This window comes from Sulfitobacter alexandrii (assembly GCF_001886735.1).
Lineage (GTDB): Bacteria > Pseudomonadota > Alphaproteobacteria > Rhodobacterales > Rhodobacteraceae > Sulfitobacter > Sulfitobacter alexandrii.
Genome location: NZ_CP018076.1, coordinates 1521044 through 1541218, shown reverse-complemented (window position 1 = coordinate 1541218; position 20175 = coordinate 1521044). Strand labels below are relative to the sequence as shown.

At 61.5% G+C, this 20175-nt stretch carries 16 protein-coding genes and 2 tRNA genes; 6 read left to right on the top strand and 12 right to left on the bottom strand.

The window, feature by feature from the left end:
* Positions 1-6 precede the first annotated feature (6 nt).
* Both purN and purM read right to left on the bottom strand, forming a co-directional pair.
* Entirely contained in the window at positions 7-603 is a 597-nt protein-coding gene (gene purN, locus BOO69_RS07440) for a phosphoribosylglycinamide formyltransferase (protein WP_071971598.1), read from the bottom strand.
* A complete protein-coding gene (purM, locus tag BOO69_RS07435) occupies positions 600-1646 on the bottom strand; it encodes a phosphoribosylformylglycinamidine cyclo-ligase (RefSeq protein ID WP_071971597.1) in 1047 nt (348 codons plus the stop codon). Before purM ends, purN begins: the two co-directional genes overlap by 4 nt.
* Positions 1647-1760: 114 nt before the next feature.
* Between purM and BOO69_RS07430 the strand changes: the two genes are divergently transcribed.
* A tRNA-Ile gene (locus BOO69_RS07430) sits at positions 1761-1837 on the top strand.
* A gap of 25 nt (positions 1838-1862) precedes the next feature.
* On the opposite strand, the gene BOO69_RS07425 is transcribed toward BOO69_RS07430, so the two are convergent.
* The 3 genes from BOO69_RS07425 to BOO69_RS07410 all read right to left on the bottom strand — a co-directional run bounded on the left by BOO69_RS07425 (position 1863) and on the right by BOO69_RS07410 (position 5927).
* The gene (locus BOO69_RS07425; RefSeq protein WP_071971596.1) at positions 1863-2315 is read right to left on the bottom strand and encodes a DUF4442 domain-containing protein; all 453 of its coding nucleotides are present in this window, start codon (positions 2313-2315) and stop codon (positions 1863-1865) included.
* Positions 2316-2543: 228 nt separating this feature from the next.
* Positions 2544-4025, bottom strand: coding sequence for a hypothetical protein (locus BOO69_RS07420; RefSeq protein ID WP_172839509.1), 1482 nt, complete (start codon positions 4023-4025; stop codon positions 2544-2546).
* 576 nt (positions 4026-4601) lie between these two features.
* Positions 4602-5927 carry an ATP-binding protein gene (locus BOO69_RS07410; protein WP_071971593.1) on the bottom strand — a complete coding sequence of 442 codons (1326 nt, stop codon included), beginning with the start codon at positions 5925-5927 and terminating at the stop codon, positions 4602-4604.
* A gap of 57 nt (positions 5928-5984) precedes the next feature.
* Here BOO69_RS07410 and BOO69_RS07405 point away from each other — a divergent pair, with 57 nt between their 5' ends.
* From BOO69_RS07405 to BOO69_RS07395, 3 genes are all read left to right on the top strand, one after another.
* Complete coding sequence (locus tag BOO69_RS07405; RefSeq protein ID WP_071971592.1) at positions 5985-6896, top strand: MBL fold metallo-hydrolase; 912 nt, start codon at positions 5985-5987, stop codon at positions 6894-6896.
* An 81-nt stretch (positions 6897-6977) separates the two neighbouring features.
* Positions 6978-7052: transfer RNA gene (locus BOO69_RS07400), tRNA-Asn, on the top strand.
* Between the two features lie 219 nt (positions 7053-7271).
* Positions 7272-9479, top strand: a complete 2208-nt coding sequence (locus BOO69_RS07395; protein ID WP_156874887.1) for a site-specific integrase — start codon at positions 7272-7274, stop codon at positions 9477-9479.
* Positions 9480-9581: 102 nt separating this feature from the next.
* Here the strand turns inward: BOO69_RS07395 and BOO69_RS07390 are convergent, their stop codons facing one another.
* The 3 genes from BOO69_RS07390 to BOO69_RS07380 form a co-directional block, all read right to left on the bottom strand.
* The gene (locus BOO69_RS07390) at positions 9582-10046 is read right to left on the bottom strand and encodes a hypothetical protein (protein ID WP_216637011.1); all 465 of its coding nucleotides are present in this window, start codon (positions 10044-10046) and stop codon (positions 9582-9584) included.
* Positions 10047-10880: 834 nt separating this feature from the next.
* The gene (locus BOO69_RS07385) at positions 10881-11246 is read right to left on the bottom strand and encodes a carboxymuconolactone decarboxylase family protein (RefSeq protein WP_071971589.1); all 366 of its coding nucleotides are present in this window, start codon (positions 11244-11246) and stop codon (positions 10881-10883) included.
* Positions 11243-12223 (bottom strand): aldo/keto reductase, encoded by a 981-nt coding sequence (locus tag BOO69_RS07380; protein ID WP_071971588.1) that lies wholly within the window; start codon positions 12221-12223, stop codon positions 11243-11245. The genes BOO69_RS07385 and BOO69_RS07380 overlap by 4 nt, the downstream gene beginning before the upstream one ends.
* Before the next feature lie 89 nt (positions 12224-12312).
* On the opposite strand from BOO69_RS07380, the gene BOO69_RS07375 reads away from it, so the two are divergent.
* The gene (locus tag BOO69_RS07375) at positions 12313-13200 is read left to right on the top strand and encodes a LysR family transcriptional regulator (RefSeq protein ID WP_071971587.1); all 888 of its coding nucleotides are present in this window, start codon (positions 12313-12315) and stop codon (positions 13198-13200) included.
* Between the two features lie 158 nt (positions 13201-13358).
* The gene (locus tag BOO69_RS07370; protein ID WP_071971586.1) at positions 13359-14546 is read left to right on the top strand and encodes a PIN domain-containing protein; all 1188 of its coding nucleotides are present in this window, start codon (positions 13359-13361) and stop codon (positions 14544-14546) included.
* Positions 14547-14847: 301 nt separating this feature from the next.
* Here BOO69_RS07370 and BOO69_RS07365 read toward each other — a convergent pair whose 3' ends face one another.
* The 4 genes from BOO69_RS07365 to BOO69_RS07350 form a co-directional block, all read right to left on the bottom strand.
* Positions 14848-16284 carry a hypothetical protein gene (locus BOO69_RS07365; RefSeq protein ID WP_156874885.1) on the bottom strand — a complete coding sequence of 479 codons (1437 nt, stop codon included), beginning with the start codon at positions 16282-16284 and terminating at the stop codon, positions 14848-14850.
* Entirely contained in the window at positions 16281-18125 is a 1845-nt protein-coding gene (locus tag BOO69_RS07360) for a site-specific integrase (protein WP_071971584.1), read from the bottom strand. Before BOO69_RS07360 ends, BOO69_RS07365 begins: the two co-directional genes overlap by 4 nt.
* A 184-nt stretch (positions 18126-18309) precedes the next feature.
* Positions 18310-18960 (bottom strand): hypothetical protein, encoded by a 651-nt coding sequence (locus BOO69_RS23005; RefSeq protein WP_156874883.1) that lies wholly within the window; start codon positions 18958-18960, stop codon positions 18310-18312.
* Positions 18961-19045: 85 nt separating this feature from the next.
* On the bottom strand, positions 19046-20155 hold the full coding sequence (locus BOO69_RS07350) for a hypothetical protein (protein WP_071971582.1): 1110 nt from the start codon (positions 20153-20155) through the stop codon (positions 19046-19048).
* Between the last annotated feature and the right edge of the window lie 20 nt (positions 20156-20175).

Sequence of the window (20175 nt, the reverse complement as noted above, 5' to 3'; positions counted from 1 at the left end):
TGCCAGTCACCCCGTCAGGTCGATCCGGTCGCGCAGGCCCGCCGCAAAGCGGCGCAGGACGGCCGGGTACAGGCGATGCTCCTGCACGAGCACGCGGGCGGCGAGCGTCTCGGGCGTGTCGTCGGGGAGAACGGGGATGCGCGCCTGGCCGAGGATCGGGCCGTCGTCGAGGGCGGCGGTCACCTCGTGCACGGTGCAGCCGTGTTCCGCATCCCCCGCCGCGAGCGCGCGGGCATGGGTATCGAGGCCCTTGTACCTGGGCAGGAGCGAGGGGTGGATGTTGATCATGCGCCCGGCCCAGGCATCGGTGAAACCGGCGGTCAGCTTGCGCATGAAACCCGCGAGGCAGATGATGTCCGGCGCATGGGGGGCCAGCGCGGCGCTTACCGCGTCCTCGAAGGCCGCGCGGTCGGACCCGAAGGGGCGGTGATCGACCACCTCGGTCGCGATTCCCTGCGCCCTGGCCCAAGCGATGCAGCCGGCGTCGGCGTTGTTGGACAGCACAACGGCGGGCCGCGCGGGGTGGTCGCCCGTCATGTCCGCGACCAGCGCGCGCATGTTCGACCCGCCGCCGGAGGCAAGGATCGCAACCCGTTTCGTCACCTCAGGCTGCCCCGGTACGTCACGCCGTTGCCGGCGGTGATGCGCCCGATCTCGATGGCGTCGTGGCCGTCCGTGGCAAAGGCGGCGCGGGCGGCCTCCACCCTGTCGGGCGCGACGACGGCGATCATGCCAATTCCGGAGTTGAAGGTCTTGAGCAGTTCGGCCTGTGCCATGCCGCCCTGTTCCGCCAGCCAGTCGAAGACAGGCGGGAGCGCCCATGCGTCGAGATCGATTTCGGCGCCGAGCCCGTCGGGCAGCACGCGCGGCAGATTCTCCGTCAGGCCGCCGCCGGTGATATGCGCCAGCGCGCGCACGCAGTCGTCGCGCAGGGCGGCCACCGCGCCCTTGACGTAGAGCCGCGTCGGGGTGAGCAGCGCCGCCCCCAGCGTTCCCCCGCCCCAGGGGCAGGCATCGTCCCAGCCGAGGCCGCTGAGTTCGACGATGCGGCGGACAAGCGAATAGCCGTTGGAATGGACGCCGTCGCTGGGCAGGCCCAGCAGCACGTCGCCCTCGGCCACCGCGCGGGGCAGTTCGGTGCCCCGCTCCATCGCGCCCACCGCGAAGCCCGCGAGATCGAAGTCGCCCGCATGGTACATGCCCGGCATCTCGGCCGTCTCGCCGCCGATCAGCGCGCAGCCCGAAGCGGCACAGCCTTCGGCGATCCCTTCGATGATGCGGGTGGCGCTGTCGATCTCCAGCTTGCCAGTGGCGAAATAGTCGAGAAAGAACAGCGGCTCTGCCCCCTGACACACGAGGTCGTTGACGCACATGGCGACAAGGTCGATGCCGATGCTGTCCACGTTGCCGGTGTCGATGGCGATCCGCAGCTTGGTGCCCACGCCGTCCGTCGCCGCGACCAGCACCGGGTCGGAGAAGCCCGCACCCTTGAGATCGAAGAGCGCGCCGAACCCGCCCAGCCCCGACATGACGCCGGGCCGCGCGGTCCGTTTCGCCGCGGGCTTGATCCGCTCCACCAGCGTGTTGCCGGCGTCGATGTCGACGCCCGCATCCGCGTAGGTGATCCCGTTACTTGGTGTCGACATGTCATGGCCCCCGGCGCAGTGATCCCGTTGGCGCCGGGGTTAGTGCATCGTCGCCTTCTGCGCAACGGTAAGCCTTGACGAAACCGTTCCGCGCGCCTACCCAACCGTCGTGGCGGGCCTGTAGCTCAATTGGTTAGAGCAGAGCGCTCATAACGCTTTGGTTGCGGGTTCAAGTCCTGCCGGGCCTACCATTTCACCTGCCACGTTCCAGCGCCGCTAGGTTCTTGCCGCGCTTACATGCCAGTTCACGGTCATTTCCGCGACGGTCTCGTCGCTTTCGTCGCGGATATCCACCTCAACGTCGAAGGCCGCCTTGCCCTCCGTCCTGATCGTTTCGAGCAGGGTGGCACCCGGCTCAGAGGTCTTGGCGTGGGCGGTCAGCGTGCCGTGGGCGACCTTGACGTAAGCGATCCGGGCGGTGGCGGCGACGGGGCGCAGGTCGAAGATCATCGGCGCCAGTGCGCCCGCCATCGCCGCGCCCGAGGCGGCCTCGCCCAGTGTGAACATCGCACCGGCGTGCACCGACTTGATGTGATTGGATACTTCCTGCCGCTGCACCAGCCGGGCGCTGGCGGTGCCGTCCGCGATCTCGAGCAAGTCGATTCCGGTGTGGGTGGCGAAGGGTACGGCGCTGTCGAGATGCGCCTTTATCATGTCATAAGGGGTCATGCGGGGCTCCGGTGGGTTCGGCTTCAGACTGGCCTGCCCCGGCGGCGGGATCAACCGTCGCGCTGCGTCACGCCCGCGAGGCGCGACCGTTGACGGCCCAAGGGCCGTCGCGCGACCGGCGGCGCGGCAATGATCGGCGACGGGCCCCTGCCCTGTTCGGGGATCACACAAAGAAAAACCCCCGGCCGGAGCGATCCGGCCGGGGGCGTTATCCTGCGCGGGGCGTCCTTACTGGATGATGCCCGCGTTGTTGCCGCTGCCCATCTGGCTGAAGGTCGCGGTGTTGTCGCTGCCCAGCTGTGCCACGGCGGCCTTGTTGCCGTCACCGCCACCGATGGTGCCGTTGATGGTGTTGTTGTCGCCCTGCTGCAGCGTGGCGAACAGGTTGTCGCTGGAGCTGACGGTCAGGGTCAGGTCGTTGTTGGCGCCGTGCTGCCACAGACGGCCGCGACCGAAGGTCAGGCCCGTCGCACCGTTGGCCGCATTGCGCGCATCGAGTGCAGCACCGGTGAACAGCGCGCCGCTGTTGTTGTTGTTGTCGCCGGTGACGTTCACGGTCATCACGTTCGACCCGCCGAAGCGCTGCTGTGCTTCGAGACGGTTGTCGTCGCCGATCACGTCCAGCGTCGCGGTGTTGTCGCTGGTGCCGACCCACAGGGTCGTGTCGTTGCGATCGCCGAACTGGGTCAGGCGCACGCGGTTGTCATCGCCCGCGACGTCCGCGCTGGCGAGGTTGTCGTCGCCTTCCTGCGCGAAGCCGATGGAGTTGCCCATGCCGGTCACGGTGGTCAGCGCGATGGTGTTGCCGTCGCCGTACTGGTCCGAGCTGAAGGCGTTGTCATCGCCGCGGATCACGATGCCGAGCGCGTCGTTGCCATTGCCGTTCTGCGAGACGCCAAAGGCGGTGCGATTACCCTGAAGCTCGACGTAGGTCCCGTTCCCGGTGCCATTCTGCTGCACGCTCGACGGTGCCAGCGGCAGGCGGCCGCCCGCGTTGGGCACGCTGGTCTTGGTGCCGGCATAGGCGCCGCCTAGCGGGAACTGACGGATGTTGTACTGAGCGGACGAGTCGAACCCGTTCTCGTCGCCCGAGATGATCACGGTGGAGCTGTTCGCCACGCCGGCCTGCTTGGACACGCGCAGGAAGTTCGAGGTGCCGGTCATCTCGACATCCATCGTGTTGCCGTTGCCCTGCTGGGACGCGTTGAAGATGCGGTTGTCGTCACCGTTGGACTGTTCGATCGACATGTCGTTCGCGCCGACCGGGCTGGCACCCGAGAAGGTCTGCAGCACGTAGTCGATCAGGTTGCCGTCGGAGGACTGCGTCAGCGACAGCACGTTGGTGTCGGCAGGCGCGCCGGTATCGGGTGCGTTCTGGAACAGTTCGAGCACGGTGTTGTTGTTGCCGGACTGTTCGATCTCGGCGACGTTGTTGTCACCGTTCTGGCCGTACTGGGCGTTGTTGCGGTTCGCGGTGGCCAGGCGGTTTCCGCCGATGGAACCGGACTGTTCGACGGTCATCTCGTTGTTGTCACCGTCCTGGAACAACCCGCGCGGTCCACCCGCCTGGTTGTTGTCGCTGATCTGTTCGATGAGCGCGGAGTTGCCCGCCCCGATCTGGTCAAGCGTGGCATCGTTGCCCTCGCCTGCATAGGCTGCGGTGCTCATCAGTGCGGCGATGGCTGCTGTTCCGAGAAAATGTCTGGTCATGTCGTCCAATTCCTTTTTCATTCCATAAACCTGCCCGCCCTCAATGGCCGGACAAAACTACTTGAGACCCCGACGCGATGACGCCGCGGCGGTCTTGCGATGAAAGAGGCCAAGGGGAGTGCGGTTCGCGGTTTCACCGAAGGGAGACCTGAAAAGACGCCGTATCCCTGCCGACCTTGCGCGGCACGGCAGCGCGCCCATGATCCCAGTTGAAAATGCTTCCGCTTCGTCGGCGATCCGCGCGAACGGACGGCTGACAAACTTCGCCGATCCGATGCCAAGGTCGCATGACCGCTGGCTTTCCCGATCGCCGAATTCCTCTCCCTGATCTTTCATCCCACGTTCTGAAATTAGCCATAAATTGGGCAATTGAGCAAACCGAACGGCCAATTAATGTCTGGATTCTATTTATGGTTGAGAAATTCAGGGCGGTTTCCGCAAGAATTCAACCTTCAATTGAATCACGCCGAAACGATTTTGGATGTTGGTTAATTCTGTTTCCGCACCGTGAAACCTTCGGCCCGACCCGATTCACCAAGATTCGCCCGAAGCGCCCCGCCGCGACGCGAGAAGCCGCTATCGCGCGATCACGATATCGGCGCGCAATCCGCCCAGGCGCGGCGATTCTCCCAGCCTCAGAACGCCACCATGGGCGCGTGCGATGTCGGTGGCGATGGCGAGACCCAGCCCGACGCCCCCGCCCTTGTCCTGGTTGCGCGCGGGATCGAGCCGCGTAAAGGGTTTGACGGCCTCGATCCGGCGCGCCTCGGGGATACCGGGGCCGTCGTCCTCGACCCGGATGCGAAGCGTCCTGTCGCTGAGCATGACCGAAACCTCGGCCTTGGCCCCGTATCGGACCGCGTTCGATATCAGGTTGTCCACCGCCCGGCGCATGGCGACCCGCCGGAGCTTGACCGTTCCGGTGCCCTCGCCCTCGGGCGGCAGCAGGGTGACGTTGCGCCCGGCGCGGCGCGCGTCCTCGACGACCTCAGTCATCAGCGCATGCGGATCGACCGGTTCGGGATCGCCCTCTGCCGCGCCCTTGGCGAAGTTCAGGAATTCGTCCAGCATCCGCTGCATGTCCTCCACGTCCTGAAGCAGCGGTTCGGCCTCTTCGTCGTCCAGCATCGAAAGACCGAGTCGCATGCGCGTCAGCGGCGTGCGCAGGTCATGGCTCACCCCCGACAGCATCAGAGTGCGCTGCTCCATCTGCCGTTCGATGCGGGCACGCATGTCGACAAAGGCGTTGCCCGCCGCGCGGATCTCCACCGCGCCGGAAGGGCTGTAGGGTTCGTGGCGGCCGCGCCCGAAAGCTTCGGCCGCGCGGGCCAGCCGCTTGATCGGGCGCAGCTGGTTGCGCAGGTAGATCGACGCGATGAGGCTGAGCACGACGCCGAAGAACACCGTGTAGACGAAAAGCTGGTGCGGATTCGACGCGGAGATGCGCCGCCGGTCGAACCGCAGCCTCAGCGGCCCCCTGTCGGTATCGACGTAGAGATCCACGACATTGTCATCGCCGAGGTCGACCGCCCGGTACCCCGGCAGGCGCAGGTCGAGCCGCCGCGCGAGCACCCGGCCCGAGTAGTCGTACCAGTGGTAGATGTTGGCCCCCGGCACCGCTGCCTCCGGCACCGCTTCGGCGGCAATCGCCAGCAGGCCCAGCCGATCATTGACCGTGGCGGCCACATTCGCGCCAGGGGCGGCATCGTCCACGACCTCCAGCACCAGCGCCAGTTCGCGCGCCACGGTGTCCGACATCTGGTTCGTCACACCCTCAAAGTGACGCTGGGCAAAGATCACGACGACGACCAGCTGCAGGATCACCACCGGCAACAGCAGGATCAGCGCCGCGCGCCCGTAGATGCCCCGCGGCACATAGCGTTTGAGCCAGACAAAAAACATGTCTAGACCTTAGCCAGCGCCAGACCCGCGTGAAAGCCGAAATGAAAGGTCCCGCCGATGCTGCCACCCGACGATTTCAATCCGCCCGTGGGGGACGCGATCGAGCTGGAGCCGGGGCTGCGCCGGATCGTGGCGCCGAACCCCTCGCCCATGACCTATCGCGGCACGAACACCTATATCCTCGGCACCACCGACCTGGCGGTGATCGACCCCGGCCCGCCCGACGAAGCGCACCTGCAGGCGATCCTCGACGCCGTGAAAGCCGGTCAACGGATCAGTCATGTCATCGTGACGCACAGCCACCTCGATCACTCGCCCCTCGCCCGTCCGCTCGCCGACCGCACCGGCGCGCAGGTGCTGGGTTTCGGCGGCCCCCTTGCCGGGCGCTCCGCCATCATGGAGCGGCTGGCGCGCAGTGGCCCGATGGGCGGTGGCGAGGGCATCGACCACGGCTTCGTGCCGGACCGGACCCTGACCGACGGCGAGATGGTAGAGGCCGAAGGCTGGACGCTCGAGGTGCTGCACACGCCCGGCCATCTGGGCAACCACATCAGCCTCGGCTGGAACGATGCCTGTTTCACCGCGGATCACGTGATGGGCTGGGCGTCCTCGCTGGTCTCGCCGCCGGACGGCGACCTGACGGATTTCATGGCCTCCTGCGCCCGGCTGGCGGCACGGGACTGGCGCGTTTTCTACCCCGGCCACGGCGCCCCGGTGACGGACCCCGCCGCCCGGCTGGACTGGCTGACCGGTCACCGCCTGTCCCGCGAGGCGGCGATCCTCGAGGCGCTCGGGGACGGCCCCGCCGACGCGGCGACCCTCGCGGCCCGTATCTACGCCGACACGCCCGCCGCCCTGCTGCCGGCCGCCACCCGCAACGTTCTGGCCCATCTCGTTGATCTGACGCAGAAATCGCGCATCGCACCGACGGGCGCCCTGCAGGCGGACGCCACATTTCACCTGCTCTGACGGCCTGAGAAAAAAACCCGCACTTTTGCACCTTTCCCCTCTGGACGCGGAAAATCGGCACTGCTATATGCCCGGGACCGTTCCGGCGTAGCTCAGCGGTAGAGCAGTTGACTGTTAATCAATTGGTCGTAGGTTCGATCCCTACCGCCGGAGCCATTATCCTCACAACCTGCTGATAAGGCAGAGTTTTTCGATACTGGCAAACGAGGCTCGATGACGAGGTGCACGAACGTGTGCACTCGGCGGTGCACAGCGTGTGCACAGGAGGGCCCGAAAATGGCCCGGAGTCGGAGCTTCCCCCCTCACCTCGAGATCCGCCGAAATGGCTACTATTGGCGACGCCGGATCCCCTCCGCGTTCAACGGCGTTGACCGGATGGCCATCGGTGGTGGCGGGAGCGATATCTGGACCCCATCGTCAAAGTTGCTCCTGTGTTTTTCGCTACGAACCAATCTCCCTTTCAACGCGAAGATGCTGGCCCGCCGCCTCACCGAGATGAGCGACCTTCTCTTCGCCGCGAATGCGGAGATGACGATGGCGATTGCGCCCGAGACACAGGTTCAGATGCTGGAAAACCTCGCGCGCTTCGAAATCGAAGCGTTCGAGCACGCGCGCGCTATTGCTGCCCCGCGAAGCGCCGAGATGGCCGCCATCGACCTGCAACGGGAAGAAGTGCTGCAATCTACGCTCTGCCAGGCTCTTTACCTTGGCGACAGAGAAGTAGCACGCGCGCCGCTTCGCCACGTCGCCAGCCAATTGGGCCTCTCCATAGCAGAGGACTGTGAGGACTGGACGCGACTGGCCTATGAGGCGACAAAGGTCCTGCTGGATATCAGTAAGGAACGTCACAAGCGGCAACAGGGCTTCTACGAGCAGCCCACACCCGTATTCCAGCGGGCAATCTCCACGGACGTTACTCACCACCGTCCCGCGACCTTGACTTCGCCACAGGGTAGCTCGGTGGCACCCGCTTCTTTCGCTTCGACCGCCGTCGCGCAGAACCGGGTCATGCCTTCCGCCGATGCGCCCATTGCCACAGCTCCAGAGCCCCTGACACACCGCGTCCAGTTGGAAGAGCCGTCATTCGAGAAAGCACCCGCAGCCCCTGTGTCGAAAGACAGTCAGGCAGATCAGACGGAGGATCTATCGTCGACACCACTGGTCATTCCCGCCGATCTTGACGCGCCCGATGGATACAGCGCGCAGCAGTGGCAAGACGCCCGTATCCTCGCCAGGCCGCCGAAGATCTATATTGATCGGAAGCTCTTGACCGACGAAACCCGCGCGGCGCTCGAGAAAAAGCGCGGCATCACGCTGCGAGAGGCGATTGTGCTTCATTTTGAACTCATTAGCCTCGGCTATGTGGCTCCCTTCGACACACCGAAGAAGCGCATGCGCATCGACCCCGATATACGATCCAAGCCTGTCGAAGACCGCTTGAACGAAGACCATAAGGGAAAATTTCGGTTCGCCCTGAACTTCTGGCTTGGGGTGTTGGGGGACGTCCCGGTTGATGAAATCTCGTTCGATGAAGTGAATGACGCGCTCGAAACAATGTGGCGCGTGCCGAAGAACCACGGCCGCTCCTCAGCCGAGCGCGAAAAATACAGCATGATCGAACTGATCGAAGTTGCAGATGCCAAGCAGGCAAAAGCAGATCGAGAAATCGCAGCAGCGAAAGACCGTGGGGCATCTGCCGAAGAGATCGACAAACTGATCTCAACCAAGCACGTGAAGCGCCTGCGAGTAGATACATACCTGAAACACGGACGTGTTCCTCGCGCGATCGGTGAAACGCTTTTCGCTTTGCAAATTATCGACCACGATCCATTCAGCATCTGCAACTGGACGACTGAGGAGGTGGAGCAACTCAAGAGCACCGAAGGCGCACATGCACGGCGCGCTTGGGATGACAGGCTTTGCGATCTCTTTCACACGCCGATCTTCCAGGAGCCGCTTGAAGACGTCGGCGATCCGATGTTTTGGGCTCCCCTCATCGCGCGCCACATGGGCATGCGCATGGAAGAATGCCTTCAACTTGGCCCGGACGATTTTGGTTTCGACAAGGGCATTGCATACTTGCGGATCGAGCGGACCATCATCAACGGAACGAAGACGCTGAGCAGTGAACGCGACCTACCCGTGCACCCGCAGCTCCTCTCACTCGGCCTGCTAAAGCTTGTCAATTTGCGCAAGAAGCAGGGCCATATTCGCCTGTTCCCATGCCTTACGGGTGGCGTTCAGAAAGGCACGTTCTCGGCCAATTTCAGCAAGCGGTTCGGATACTACCGCAAGACGAATGGGTGCTACTGGGCAGGCTTGGATTTCCACTCACTCCGCACAACATTCCACACCGACCTGTTGACGGATGACAAGTCAGATGCTGTGCGCTGTCGCTTGATGGGACACGTGCCCAAGGACGAAGGGGCAGCGTCATACGCTCAAAGCTTGGGTATTCAGACCTTGTTTGATCGCCTGCAATCGGTCCAGGTTGATATCTCCATGATCAGGAAACCCTTTGGTCCTGATGATAGAGAAATCGGAAGCCGTGCAGCCGAACATGGGCTCCGCGTAGTGAGCTGATGCCATCTCATACGCTGCGCCTTCGCCAAGATGCTGACCTCCGGTGCGTTCAGTCTAACACGTCATAAACGCAGGCCCCACCAAGGGGCCTGCGTTTTGATGTTAGATCGGGAGACGCGACGACAGATCTGAGACCCGCGCGCCATGCCAGCGAAGTGCTGCAAGCTGATCGCCAGGCATGTGCCCCGCTTCCGACAAGATCATCCGCATCGCGGCAAAGAGGCGCCCGAGTTGGTTCACATCCGGTGTGTCTTCCTCTTCGAAAATCCGACGGGTTTCACAGAGAAGATCCTCTCCATAGTCTCCCCCAGCGATGCGAAGAATGCAGCACAGGCTGGCGTCATTCGCGCAAATGAATTTATGCGCGTCCTGAACTGCGCGCGCGAAACCGCCGAAGCGGCGCGTTGTCATATCATTCATGAAGTGAACCTCCCTGCGCAGCGAAAGGCCAGTGGACCAATCGTTGAAAACTGCGCGGTTCAAGATTCCCGTCTTCGGCAGGGAGGTCGGCCGGGACGGTTTTGCGATGCTCTTACGTGCGCCCTGAGCGTCGCGATGAGTTGCCAACGGCAACCTTCGGGCGGGGTCATTTCTAAGTGGCTATTTTCCTTTCTGTTTTTATGTCTTTCAGCGCGTCCGGCTCGATTTTGTCGGTCTCTGCTATCGCGCAAAACCGCGGGGCATACACACCTTCCTCTTCCCCGTTTCGCCGGCAGGCGGCTGATTGAGCGTGGTCTCACCGAGATGACCACGCACAAACAGCCGTCCAGCCAATTCCCCTTCTCAGCGCTTACCCTCGATTTTTTGAGCGTCATTATGGCCTTCCAGAAGCCCTGTCCGACCTGCGCCTTGTGCTATTCAACCAAACTGCACAGCGAGAGGCATCGGCACATATCAGCAAGACTGGGGTGCCGCTCAGAAATATCCGCACCGGACAGGCCGCTCCCAAACGCCTTGCGCACCGCCCAATAGGGTTAAGATGACAACTTCGGGCTGGGCGTCTGATTAGATTTGCGCCGCCGCCAAACGGCGGCGCATTTCATCCCGGCCCTCTGCAGACAATGGCAGGGCGGATCGATGCCACTGCGCAGCTTCCTTGAACGATCAGCTTCAGCTGTGCGCAACATTGCCAGCTGAGCCATAGGCTGACGATCGGGCAAGGCATGACTTGCAGATGCGACATCAATCTCAGCTTCGCGCACCTATACCGAGTATGAGCCAAGCGCACTGGAGAACGCTTCGCTCGAAGAGGGCATGGCGTGAAATCGCGGACGTAGGGACGATAGGCAGGAGCCGTCGTGCAGCTCTTGCAATGCCGGGCCCTGGCCCAGTCTCTGACGCATCTTTCTTAAATCGAAAGGCGCGCCAGTTCCTTCGCTACGGCAAATGACCACTCTGCCTTTACGCCTCGAACGCCTTCCGTGCTGCACTGATGGCATTCATGCAGGCCGGCACTCCGGCATAGACCGCTACTTGCAAGACGATTTCACTCAGCTCTTCCCGGCTCACGCCGGTGTTCAATGCCGCCCGCATGTGAAATTCGAGTTGACCGGGCGCGGTGCCAATCGCGGCCAGCATTCCCACGGTGAGCATTTCACGCGTTCGCAGATCGAGGCCGTCCCGGCTGAGCACATCCGTAAAGGCAAACCCGAGGACAACCTCTGCCGCATCCGGATGAAACGCATCGAGATTGGCTTTCACGCGCTCTGGCGCGCCCTCCTCGAGGTCGCTCAGGACTGCGAAGGCGGCGTTCAGACGGTCAGTCATACGTTCACCCCCTTCATGCCTTCGGCCGTGTAGCGCTCGCCCGTGACGGGCCGCGCCAGCAGTCCGGTTTCGATCTCGGCCATTTCATCCTCTGACAGGGTCACTTCGGCGGCTGCCACGTTGTCATGCAGGTTGGATGACCGCTTGGTGCCCGGGATCGGCACGATGTCGTCCCCCTGCGCCAGCAGCCAGGCCAGTGCCAGCTGCGCAGGCGTGATGCCCTTGCGTGCGGCCATCATCGCGATAAGATCAGCGATCCCGCGGTTGGCCTGAAGGGCTGTTTTCTGGAAACGGGGCAGCGAGGCGCGGAAGTCGCCTTCTTCGAAAGCGCCGTCCTGGAACCGCCCGGTCAGAAAGCCTCGCCCGAGCGGCGAGTAAGGCACAAACCCCACGCTGAGAGCGCGACAGGTCGGCAGAATCTCGGTTTCCGGCTCGCGCGTCCAGAGCGAATACTCCGTCTGCACCGCGCTGACCGGATGCACCGCGTGGGCGCGACGCAAGGTCTCTGCGCTGACTTCGCACAATCCGATCTGCGCGATTTTACCCTCCCTGATCAGCGCAGCGAGGCCCTCCATCGTCTCTTCTATGGGCTGCTCTGCCGCCACGCGATGCACATAGTAGAGGTCGATCTGCTCCACCCCGAGGCGCCGCAGCGATCCTTCGCAGGCCGCGCGGGCGTAATCGGGCCGATTGTCGAGACTGCGGCGGTAGTCGCCCGGCGCGCGGACGATGCCGAACTTGGTGGCGACTTTCACTGGCGCCTTGCTGCTCTTGAGGAATGTCCCGATCAGCTCTTCGTTGTGATGCGGCCCATACATGTCCGAGGTGTCGAAGAAGTCGATCCCCAGCTCTGCCGCCTCATGCAGCACGCGCAGCGAGACCTCATCGTCGCGCGGACCGTAGAATTCGCTCATACCCATGCAGCCGAGGCCAATGGCGGAGACGTGGAGGTCGGTTCCGAGTGTGCGTTTCAACATGGTGATCTCCTGACTTGATAACTTAGCAGGAGAATGGCATTTCCAAAATTGAGCGAGAATGCGCTCTACTGGCAACCCGATTTCCAAATATGGAAAACAGCAACATGGTCTGGGATGACGTGCGGGTGTTCCTCGCAGTCTCACGCTCCGGCTCGCTGAACGCGGCGGCGGCGGCGCTTTCTCTCGGGATCGCGACGGTCTCTCGCCGGATTGAGCGGCTCGAAACGGCCCTCGGTCAGCCGCTCTTCCTGCGCCACCACACCGGTTATCGGCTGACCGACGACGGGTCAGAGTTGGTCGCGCGCGCCGAAGAGATGGAGGCCGTCGCGCGCTCCCTCGGCGCCGCACTCCCAAGCGCTCAGGAGGTCTCCGGCACCGTGCGCCTCGCAACGGCAGAGAACCTCGCCACGGCCCTGATCCTGCCCGCACTGCCGCGCTTGCGCCTTGCACATCCAAACTTGGTGCTAGAGGTTCTGACCGACATCGCCACGGTCAACTTGCACCGCCGGGACGCGGATATCGCGCTGCGCATGGTGAAGCCGGATCGCGGCAATGTCTCACTGCAACGTTTGGGGACGCTTGGATACGGGCTTTACGCTGCGCCTGCCTATCTGGAACGGCGCGGCGCGGGCCCCGTAGATCTCGATAAGGACGAAGTAATCGCCTGGGCCGACAGCCACAGCCACCTGCCTGCGGCCCAATGGATCGAGCGCGTGTTACGCGGACGGGCGCCTGCGGGGCTCACCACCTCGTTGGCAGCCCAGGTCGCGGCGTGTTCTGCTGGCGTGGGCCTGGCGGTTCTGCCACATCTCCTTGCGACACCACGCGGGCTGATCTGCTTAGATGCCGATCTCGGCATCGATCAGGGCATTTGGCTGGTGACGCAGAGCGACCTCCTGTCCTCCCGCCGGGTAAAGGTCGTTGCTGAATTCCTGCGAGAGGTCGTCGCAGAAGCGCGCGACACCTTGGAGCGTTAAGATCGGCCCAAAGCAGCCGTTCATCGCTTTCAGGACGCCGCAGTGCGGCGTCCTGAAAGCGGATTGCTCGATCTTTGCACCCAGCATGAAACCAAGCTTCACAATTCAATCGATTTCGACTATTTAATCCACCAACCCAATCGATGGTTTATTCTTTAATGCCGATAGCCGACGAAGAAGAGCTCAAGAAACTGCTTGCGGATGGCGGAATTACCGCGATCTCGATCGACACGAGTATCTTCGATCAGAAACAGCTCAACTTGAACTCGGCGGCAATGCAGGCTACGGCGCGGCTGAAACCGCTTTCTTTCGACTACATGCTGTCGAGCACTGTCGCGAAAGAGGTCGAAAACCACCTCGAAAATGCAGCGCAAGTTGCCTTGCAGAAAGCAAAGAAAGAGGTCGGGAAGGCCCTCTTTGCTTTTGATACCCAGAAACCTACTAGAGATGAAATTCTTGATCAGATTACCGGGGGAAAATCGGCGAGTGAGATAGCTAAAGAGCGTTGGGACAAATATTTGGCCGAAAGCGGTTGCAAGGTCATTGATGATCATTCCCTGGTCGACACATCGACGTTGTTTGACGCCTACTTTTCTGGCGAACCACCCTTTGGCACCGGACGAAAAAAAGACGAGTTTCCAGACGCTCTTGCATTGAACGCTCTCGAATGCGCCGCAGTGGAACGCGGCACTGGAGTCCTTGTCGTGTCGAAGGACGGTGACTGGCGAGCATACTGCGAAAAGTCCGAAAACCTCTACATTGTGCCAGAAATTGAGAAGGCGTTGGCGCTGATACGAAACGCGCCGCCCGTCCTCAAGATGGCGGTTCACACTTGGCTGGTAGAAGAGGGGGACGGTTCAGATGAGGTATTTTCAAACCTTGCGCTGCGCGTAGAAAATCTTGAATTTTCAGCTTCCGCTTATCCGTCGTTTGGTGAGGCAGAAGTCTTCACGTGGGCAGGCGAACTACAGAGCATTGATTGGCCACCAGAGGATGAAATCAATGTTATCGATTTCGAGGATCGTGAGGAAGATCAGGCGGCTCGACTTGTCCTGAGCATGCCTTTGGGATTGGTCGTTAGAGTTATGGTCGAACTCGATTTCTCTGTTTGGGACGGCATCGACAAAGAGTCCGTTAGCATGGGCGGGCGGTGCATCGAAGTTGATGAGGGCATGAGGGTTCGCGCAACAATCACTGTCGACATATACGGCATTGGGACGGATGATCAGGAGATCATCTATCTGGACAGTGAAATTGATGATCCGAAGCACGAAATTGAATTGGGCGAAGTCGATGTCTTTGAACCGGAAGACGCTTGGCTCGATGACGACCAACCCGAAGAATGACCAAGCCGAAGGGCCTTTTCGCACAAAACGGCTGAGGACCGGACACATCGTGAGGATCACATAGTCCGGTGCGACACTGGTGAACCCACACTCCGATATGCGAGATTCCCAAGAGCATTTGGCTCGTAGAGTATCCGCTTATTGGTTTGAGATCGTTGTTGCTCCCACATGCAGCGAAAGTCGGCTTCCCGCCCTCCTCGTCGTGCGGGTGCCAGTTTGAGGGCGAGATATATGGGTGCTGCCCCCGAAGAAAGGTCCGTATGCCCCCCGCACGACAGATGAAGTGGTGAATGACGGTCCACTAATCCCAGTCCGCGAGGTCTTCTTCATCGTCACCGAACAAGACAGCCATAGCGCTTTGCGCCTGCAAAACCCGCTCCCGCCTCAAGCGCTCGCTCTCATAGGATTGGACGATCGGACTCGTCGGAGCGTGCCCATTCAGCAGCCGAGCATACTGGATACCCTCAGCGCCCTGCTCGATGGCGTCGTCGTAGATCAGCGTGCGCGCGATATGCCCGCCAGTTCCCGTGACGATCGACCACATGCGGCTATACCATGCGTAGGTCGCCGGCGTGCCATCGTAGTGCACATAAAGCGGACGTTGCTGCGCAATGAGCATCGCACGCAAAGAACCCAGGTAACGCGGATCGTCGTCTTGCAGGATGAGCGCGTCGATGAACTTGTTCCACCACGGCAACAGCGGAACATCGATTCGGACGCCGGTGCTGCCTGCGGTCTTATTTGCCGTATAGCGAAACCTGTAAGCGTTCCGGTGGGGTTCGTAACTGATCCCCACCCCGAACCGGTGATGCACGAGCACATCAGCTGAGCGCGCGGGGATACCACAGCCCAAGGCAATTGCAGCCGCGCGGTTGCGCATCGCATGACGTATGTGCGGGCAATCAATATTCCCAGCCAACACCAACATGGCTTCAGCGTTTTTGAGCAATTCGGTTCGGGTCCCAGCAGCTTCCGCTTTTGCAAACTTCTCGGCGGCTTGCCGACCCTCTTTTGTGACGAGCACGGAATAAGTTACCGTAAGCTTGTCCCAGAGCTCATCCGGCATTCCATGGGCGCACGCAAAGCGTCGCAGCTCTTCCCAGGTCGAGCGCAGGTAGGCCCATCGAGGGGTGTCGACGTCGTCTTTGAGGCCCCTCTTTCTGGCGCTCTCGCGCTGCCGAGTGATCGATCGGTCTCGCAGATCACTGTAGAGAGCCCGAAGAGCTACCGTGTCCGCAAGGTCTACGGGACATCCGGCACGCTTCGCGGACCAGACGAACATGCCAAGGCGAGATTCCATCCGCGTCATGATCGAGGGGGCGTAGGCCTCTCCAAATCGCAGGCGTCGCAGCGTTCTCTGCCAGTCGTCAGGTAGGTCAGCGAGCGGAACCGAAACCACGCGTTTGAAGGTGCGCGTCGCGCCCTTCGGAACCCCTCGAAACCGTGCTTTACGATCCTGCGCGCTGTGGGCGATCTCGAGATCGTTCAGGAGGTCACTGCCGACCCCAAGGCGCCGCAGCGCTGCAGCGAGTTCTGGGAGGCTATCTGAGGCGACATTATCCAGACGGCACCAGGCCCTTACGTCACCTCCATTCGGATCAGCCAACCGATGTTCGGCGCAGAACCGCATGAACCCCTCCAGGACGCGGATTTCCGTGTCGGAGAGGGCCTCGATTTCAGGATGGTCGAGCAAGACCTGCATATGCGGTCTTTTCAACAAAGCGGCACGACGCGTCATAGGTCGGCCTCCAGTCCGGCGAGAGTTTCCGCCTGCCCTTTGAGGATCAAGCGCTCTTTATCGATCCACGCGTAGTTCTTCGCGCAGACTCCTGGTGTATTGCCCAGCATCTCCGCAGCGAGCGGCAGATTATTCCAGTTGGCGCTGAGAAGCAGCGAGGCGTAGCCGTGCCGCCACTGGTGAAACGTCATTGGCAGGTCTGCGGCCGATGCCGCGCGCTGAAACCAAGCATCAAATGTCTTGTCACAAAGCCTCTTCCCGGCCGTCATAATTGCTGGAAACAAGTAGATGTTCGTTTCGTGGTGCGGGAAAAGCGGCCGGATCTTCTTCAAATACCATGCCATCACCTTCGGGCCACCGAGCGCGGCGACAAGCGGTGTCTTTGGTTCGTCTTTGCCCGACTTTGTCTCATCCGCATACAGCGTGAAGCTGTAGTTCGGATCCTTGGTCGACAGGTTCTGTCGCGAGCCGTAAAGTCTCAAACCGAGAACATTGCCGAGGCGAATAGGCCGACCGGCAACCTCGATCGCGCAGGCGGCGGCAGAGGTGCCAAGTTGTCGAACCCGATTGATCTCCGTCGCTGTAAGCGTTCGGCCCTCCGCAGCGGCAGCATCAAAAATGGCTTCTGCCATCGCCATCATCTTCAAATGCAATCGACGAAATCGCACGCGTTTCGCTTTGTCTTGCACAAGCGCCTGGCACCATTCCTGGTTCTTCTTGGTCATGCCATTGGCGAGTTCGCGCCCCTGCGTCATGATACGGCAATTCTTGATCGCGCGATGTGTTCGTGCGTCGATCAGCTGCGGCGCATCCTGCTCGATCTGCTCCCCGAAGTCATCAGTTTCGGGATTATTCGACCAGAGAATCCGAAGGATGTCGGTGTAATATTGATAGGCAGAGGCATGGCAGATGTGTCCTGGTAGGTGCTCCATTTCCTTTGTTCGCCGCAATGTGGCGTAGAGATGCTCTCGCGCAAACAACCCGGCCAGATCGTCAATCGTTTCGAGATTGGAAATGGGCTTTGTGTAGCCGAGGTCCCGCTCTTCCGGACAATGCGGCAAAGTTCGGATGTGATGACGCAGGGCCGCAAACCAGCGTTGCTTTGTTGTAGGACCAACATCATCGCTGTCGCCACCTGAAACCTCGTCCTTTGCTCCACCTGCGCGCTTAACGAGTTGCGCCAAGTAGATCTCAATATGCGCAGGGATCGCTGCGTGCGACCGGCGGATGGGAAAAACTTCCACAGGTGAATTTGGCAGCACGGCGCCGATCTCAGGGATACAAGCGAAGTCCCGTAAAAAGCTCTGGGCTTTGCGAGCCGCCTTAAGGTCGTGGGCTGTCCCAAAGGACGCTTCGAGGCGATCCAGGATGCCCTCCTCAGCCAATTCATGCGGCAAGACTCCCGCACGTCGCCCTACATCGGCGAGGGTCACGACGGGGCTGGCCGCGGCATGATGCACGATGCCCCCATCCGTAGTGTGCAGTTTGATCGCCACAAGGAGATCAGCCCAGCCGTCCTGCCGCGCCCGCAGCTCCGCTTTCTCGCTGGCAGCACCCGTGGCAATCTCGATGGCTTTGCGACATTGCCGCCGCCACTTCTTGTAGGTTTCCAAATTCTGCGGCAGGTCCGGGCGCGGATGCACGCCTTTCCGCACCTTAGGAAAGGCCCCGTCGAACTCGGCCAGCATATCGCCATGCGCGAAGATCATTGCCAGAGGGCCCCCCCCACAGTGACTCTTCAGCTTCGTCAGATATTGCAGGCGCCACCCTTCCGGGACATCTTTTTTTGCCTTCGCCGGATCCGGCGCTTGGCAAGCAAAGTAATCCCAGACGTCCTGCATATTGCGGACCTCTGATGGGCGTTTCGGCTCAGTCGTCGTTGGTAGCATAAATGGGAAAGTCACTTGGTCTTCTCTCTGCGTAAGTTCCGTTAAAGTCGCTGATTTCCGGTAATGTCGCAGGAAAGGTCATTCTCTGACTCGTTTCCCTGTGCCGGAAAGAAGGGGGAGTTCGACCTTTTTCCGGCTATGTCGCAGGCTTCTGTTTGGGCCCGGCGAACTGTCCGAAAATGGCTTTTTTGGCAGGATCAGCCGAAAGTGGGTCCTCATCGAGGAACGACGAACCTTCCGTCTCTTCGACCCCGCCTTCGACCTGCTCCGGTGCCGGAGTGGTCCAGCCGAGGGCCTTTGGTAGATCGAGCCGGATCTCTTCCTCGGCCCATAGCCGGACTTCGAGCTTGCGAAAGACCCGCGTGCGCGGCCCAAGCGTGATCAATGGAAAAGGGAGAGTTTCACGCCCTTCACGCAGGGCCTTGCTCAAGGTGTCGGATCTTCGACCGAGAGCCTCGGACATCCTCGCGAAGGACATCAGCGGAACGCGCAGCGCGACTTCCAGATCCTCAACACCAGCCAAAAGCACTGATCCAGGATACCTGTCCTTCAACCCCACCAAATGCGCGGGCAGAAGAGCGCCTTCTGTATTGTGAAGGCACCGCCAGATGCGACGCCAAGGGTAATGCCGCCCCTCGGGCTCGAGACCGAATGACTTGGCGATTTTGGGCGCGTTCTTGCGATCAACACCGATATGATAAGCCAATTGCGCAGAAGTCAGCTGGCAGCCGCTTGCCAGCGCTCCGTCCAGTTCAGCTCTCCGTTCCGTTGATAGTGTTGTTGGCATGACCCGCATCTCCTGAATTCGGAGAGGAGATGGGGCCGAATTTTGTCACTCGATAGGAAAACAGGCCATGTCGTCGAGTGACGCACTATGGAAGGCTGTCGCCTTGGGTTTGACGGCAATGCTCGTTCAGGACCTTCTTCGCCCGCGACTTGTATTGCCGCCATGTCGCTGGTTTTGTCGCTTCCGGCACGTTCGCCCACAGGCCCTCCCAAATCGCGGAGCTAAGCAGGTCTTCCGGCCCGGCGTCGGTCACGCCCTGCGCGCGCATAGCCCCCCACAAAGCGCAAAGGGCGCTCCGATCAGTTCGACGCGTGAGCATTGCCTCCAAACGATCAGGCAAGCGCTCCGGAAGCGCGGTTGTGGCATAAGGCAGGAGCACGCGTTTTGTGCGAAGGAGGTATTGTGCCCAGCTCGCCGCCCCTACCCCGGTCGTCGATTGCGGGAGCGCCGCGATCCGGTCCCACGTTTGAGGTTCAAGAAGATCGTCTGCCGAGGGATCAGCGGGAAGTTCAACGGCGCCCGAAACGAAAATCGCCTGCCATACTTGGGGCAGCCCCGTCTTCGAGGTCTCCTTACCGGAGAGGTAGCCGGACAGCGTCGGCGGAAGCGGACACAGCGGTCGGCCCTGACGGTCGTAGGTCGGTGGCGCCCCGATCCGCTCTGCCGGCAGCACGCCCGCTTCCAGAACGTCCGGGATATCGAATAGCTCGTTGAACACTGTCGCAGCGCGGCGCAAGGATTGCCGCGCCAGCCCCCCCGCCAACTCGGCGTCGAGAGACCAGACCCAGTCCGTTTGGATATCCGACGGTGCAAGGCCTGCATCGAGAGCCGCCCGCCGCAGCGCATACAGCGCGTTCTCGATATCATGATCTCGGCCTGCCCGGCGGATCAATACTCGAAGCTGTTCCCAAGGACCGTCTATGAGCCCCAGACCTAATAGGACGCGCGTCACTTGAAGATGGGCCAGTTCGTAGGTCTCTTTGCTTGGAAGAGCCATCTTTATCGTCATAGCCAGCTCCTCGAAGTCTTGCGGAAACCGCTCTTCGAATTCAGTCAAGCGCACCTGGTCAAGGCCACCGCCAGCGCAACCGATCATATAGATGGCGCCGCGCGCTTGCGGCCAGTTGTTTACGAAGGGCGCGCCGGACAAAGCTGCGGCGTTTCCTCGAGTGATGATATCTGCGAGTGTATCCATCTCTCAGAGATTGGTCTTGC

Coding starts and splice junctions, on each gene's coding strand:
- purM (WP_071971597.1), bottom strand. CDS start 1,646: ATGTCGACACCAAGTAACGGGATCACCTACGCGGATGCGGGCGTCGAC.
- BOO69_RS07425 (WP_071971596.1), bottom strand. CDS start 2,315: ATGACCCCTTATGACATGATAAAGGCGCATCTCGACAGCGCCGTACCC.
- BOO69_RS07420 (WP_172839509.1), bottom strand. CDS start 4,025: ATGACCAGACATTTTCTCGGAACAGCAGCCATCGCCGCACTGATGAGC.
- BOO69_RS07410 (WP_071971593.1), bottom strand. CDS start 5,927: ATGTTTTTTGTCTGGCTCAAACGCTATGTGCCGCGGGGCATCTACGGG.
- BOO69_RS07405 (WP_071971592.1), top strand. CDS start 5,985: ATGCTGCCACCCGACGATTTCAATCCGCCCGTGGGGGACGCGATCGAG.
- BOO69_RS07395 (WP_156874887.1), top strand. CDS start 7,272: ATGGCCATCGGTGGTGGCGGGAGCGATATCTGGACCCCATCGTCAAAG.
- BOO69_RS07385 (WP_071971589.1), bottom strand. CDS start 11,246: ATGACTGACCGTCTGAACGCCGCCTTCGCAGTCCTGAGCGACCTCGAG.
- BOO69_RS07380 (WP_071971588.1), bottom strand. CDS start 12,223: ATGTTGAAACGCACACTCGGAACCGACCTCCACGTCTCCGCCATTGGC.
- BOO69_RS07375 (WP_071971587.1), top strand. CDS start 12,313: ATGGAAAACAGCAACATGGTCTGGGATGACGTGCGGGTGTTCCTCGCA.
- BOO69_RS07370 (WP_071971586.1), top strand. CDS start 13,359: ATGCCGATAGCCGACGAAGAAGAGCTCAAGAAACTGCTTGCGGATGGC.
- BOO69_RS07365 (WP_156874885.1), bottom strand. CDS start 16,284: ATGACGCGTCGTGCCGCTTTGTTGAAAAGACCGCATATGCAGGTCTTG.
- BOO69_RS07360 (WP_071971584.1), bottom strand. CDS start 18,125: ATGCAGGACGTCTGGGATTACTTTGCTTGCCAAGCGCCGGATCCGGCG.
- BOO69_RS23005 (WP_156874883.1), bottom strand. CDS start 18,960: ATGCCAACAACACTATCAACGGAACGGAGAGCTGAACTGGACGGAGCG.
- BOO69_RS07350 (WP_071971582.1), bottom strand. CDS start 20,155: ATGGATACACTCGCAGATATCATCACTCGAGGAAACGCCGCAGCTTTG.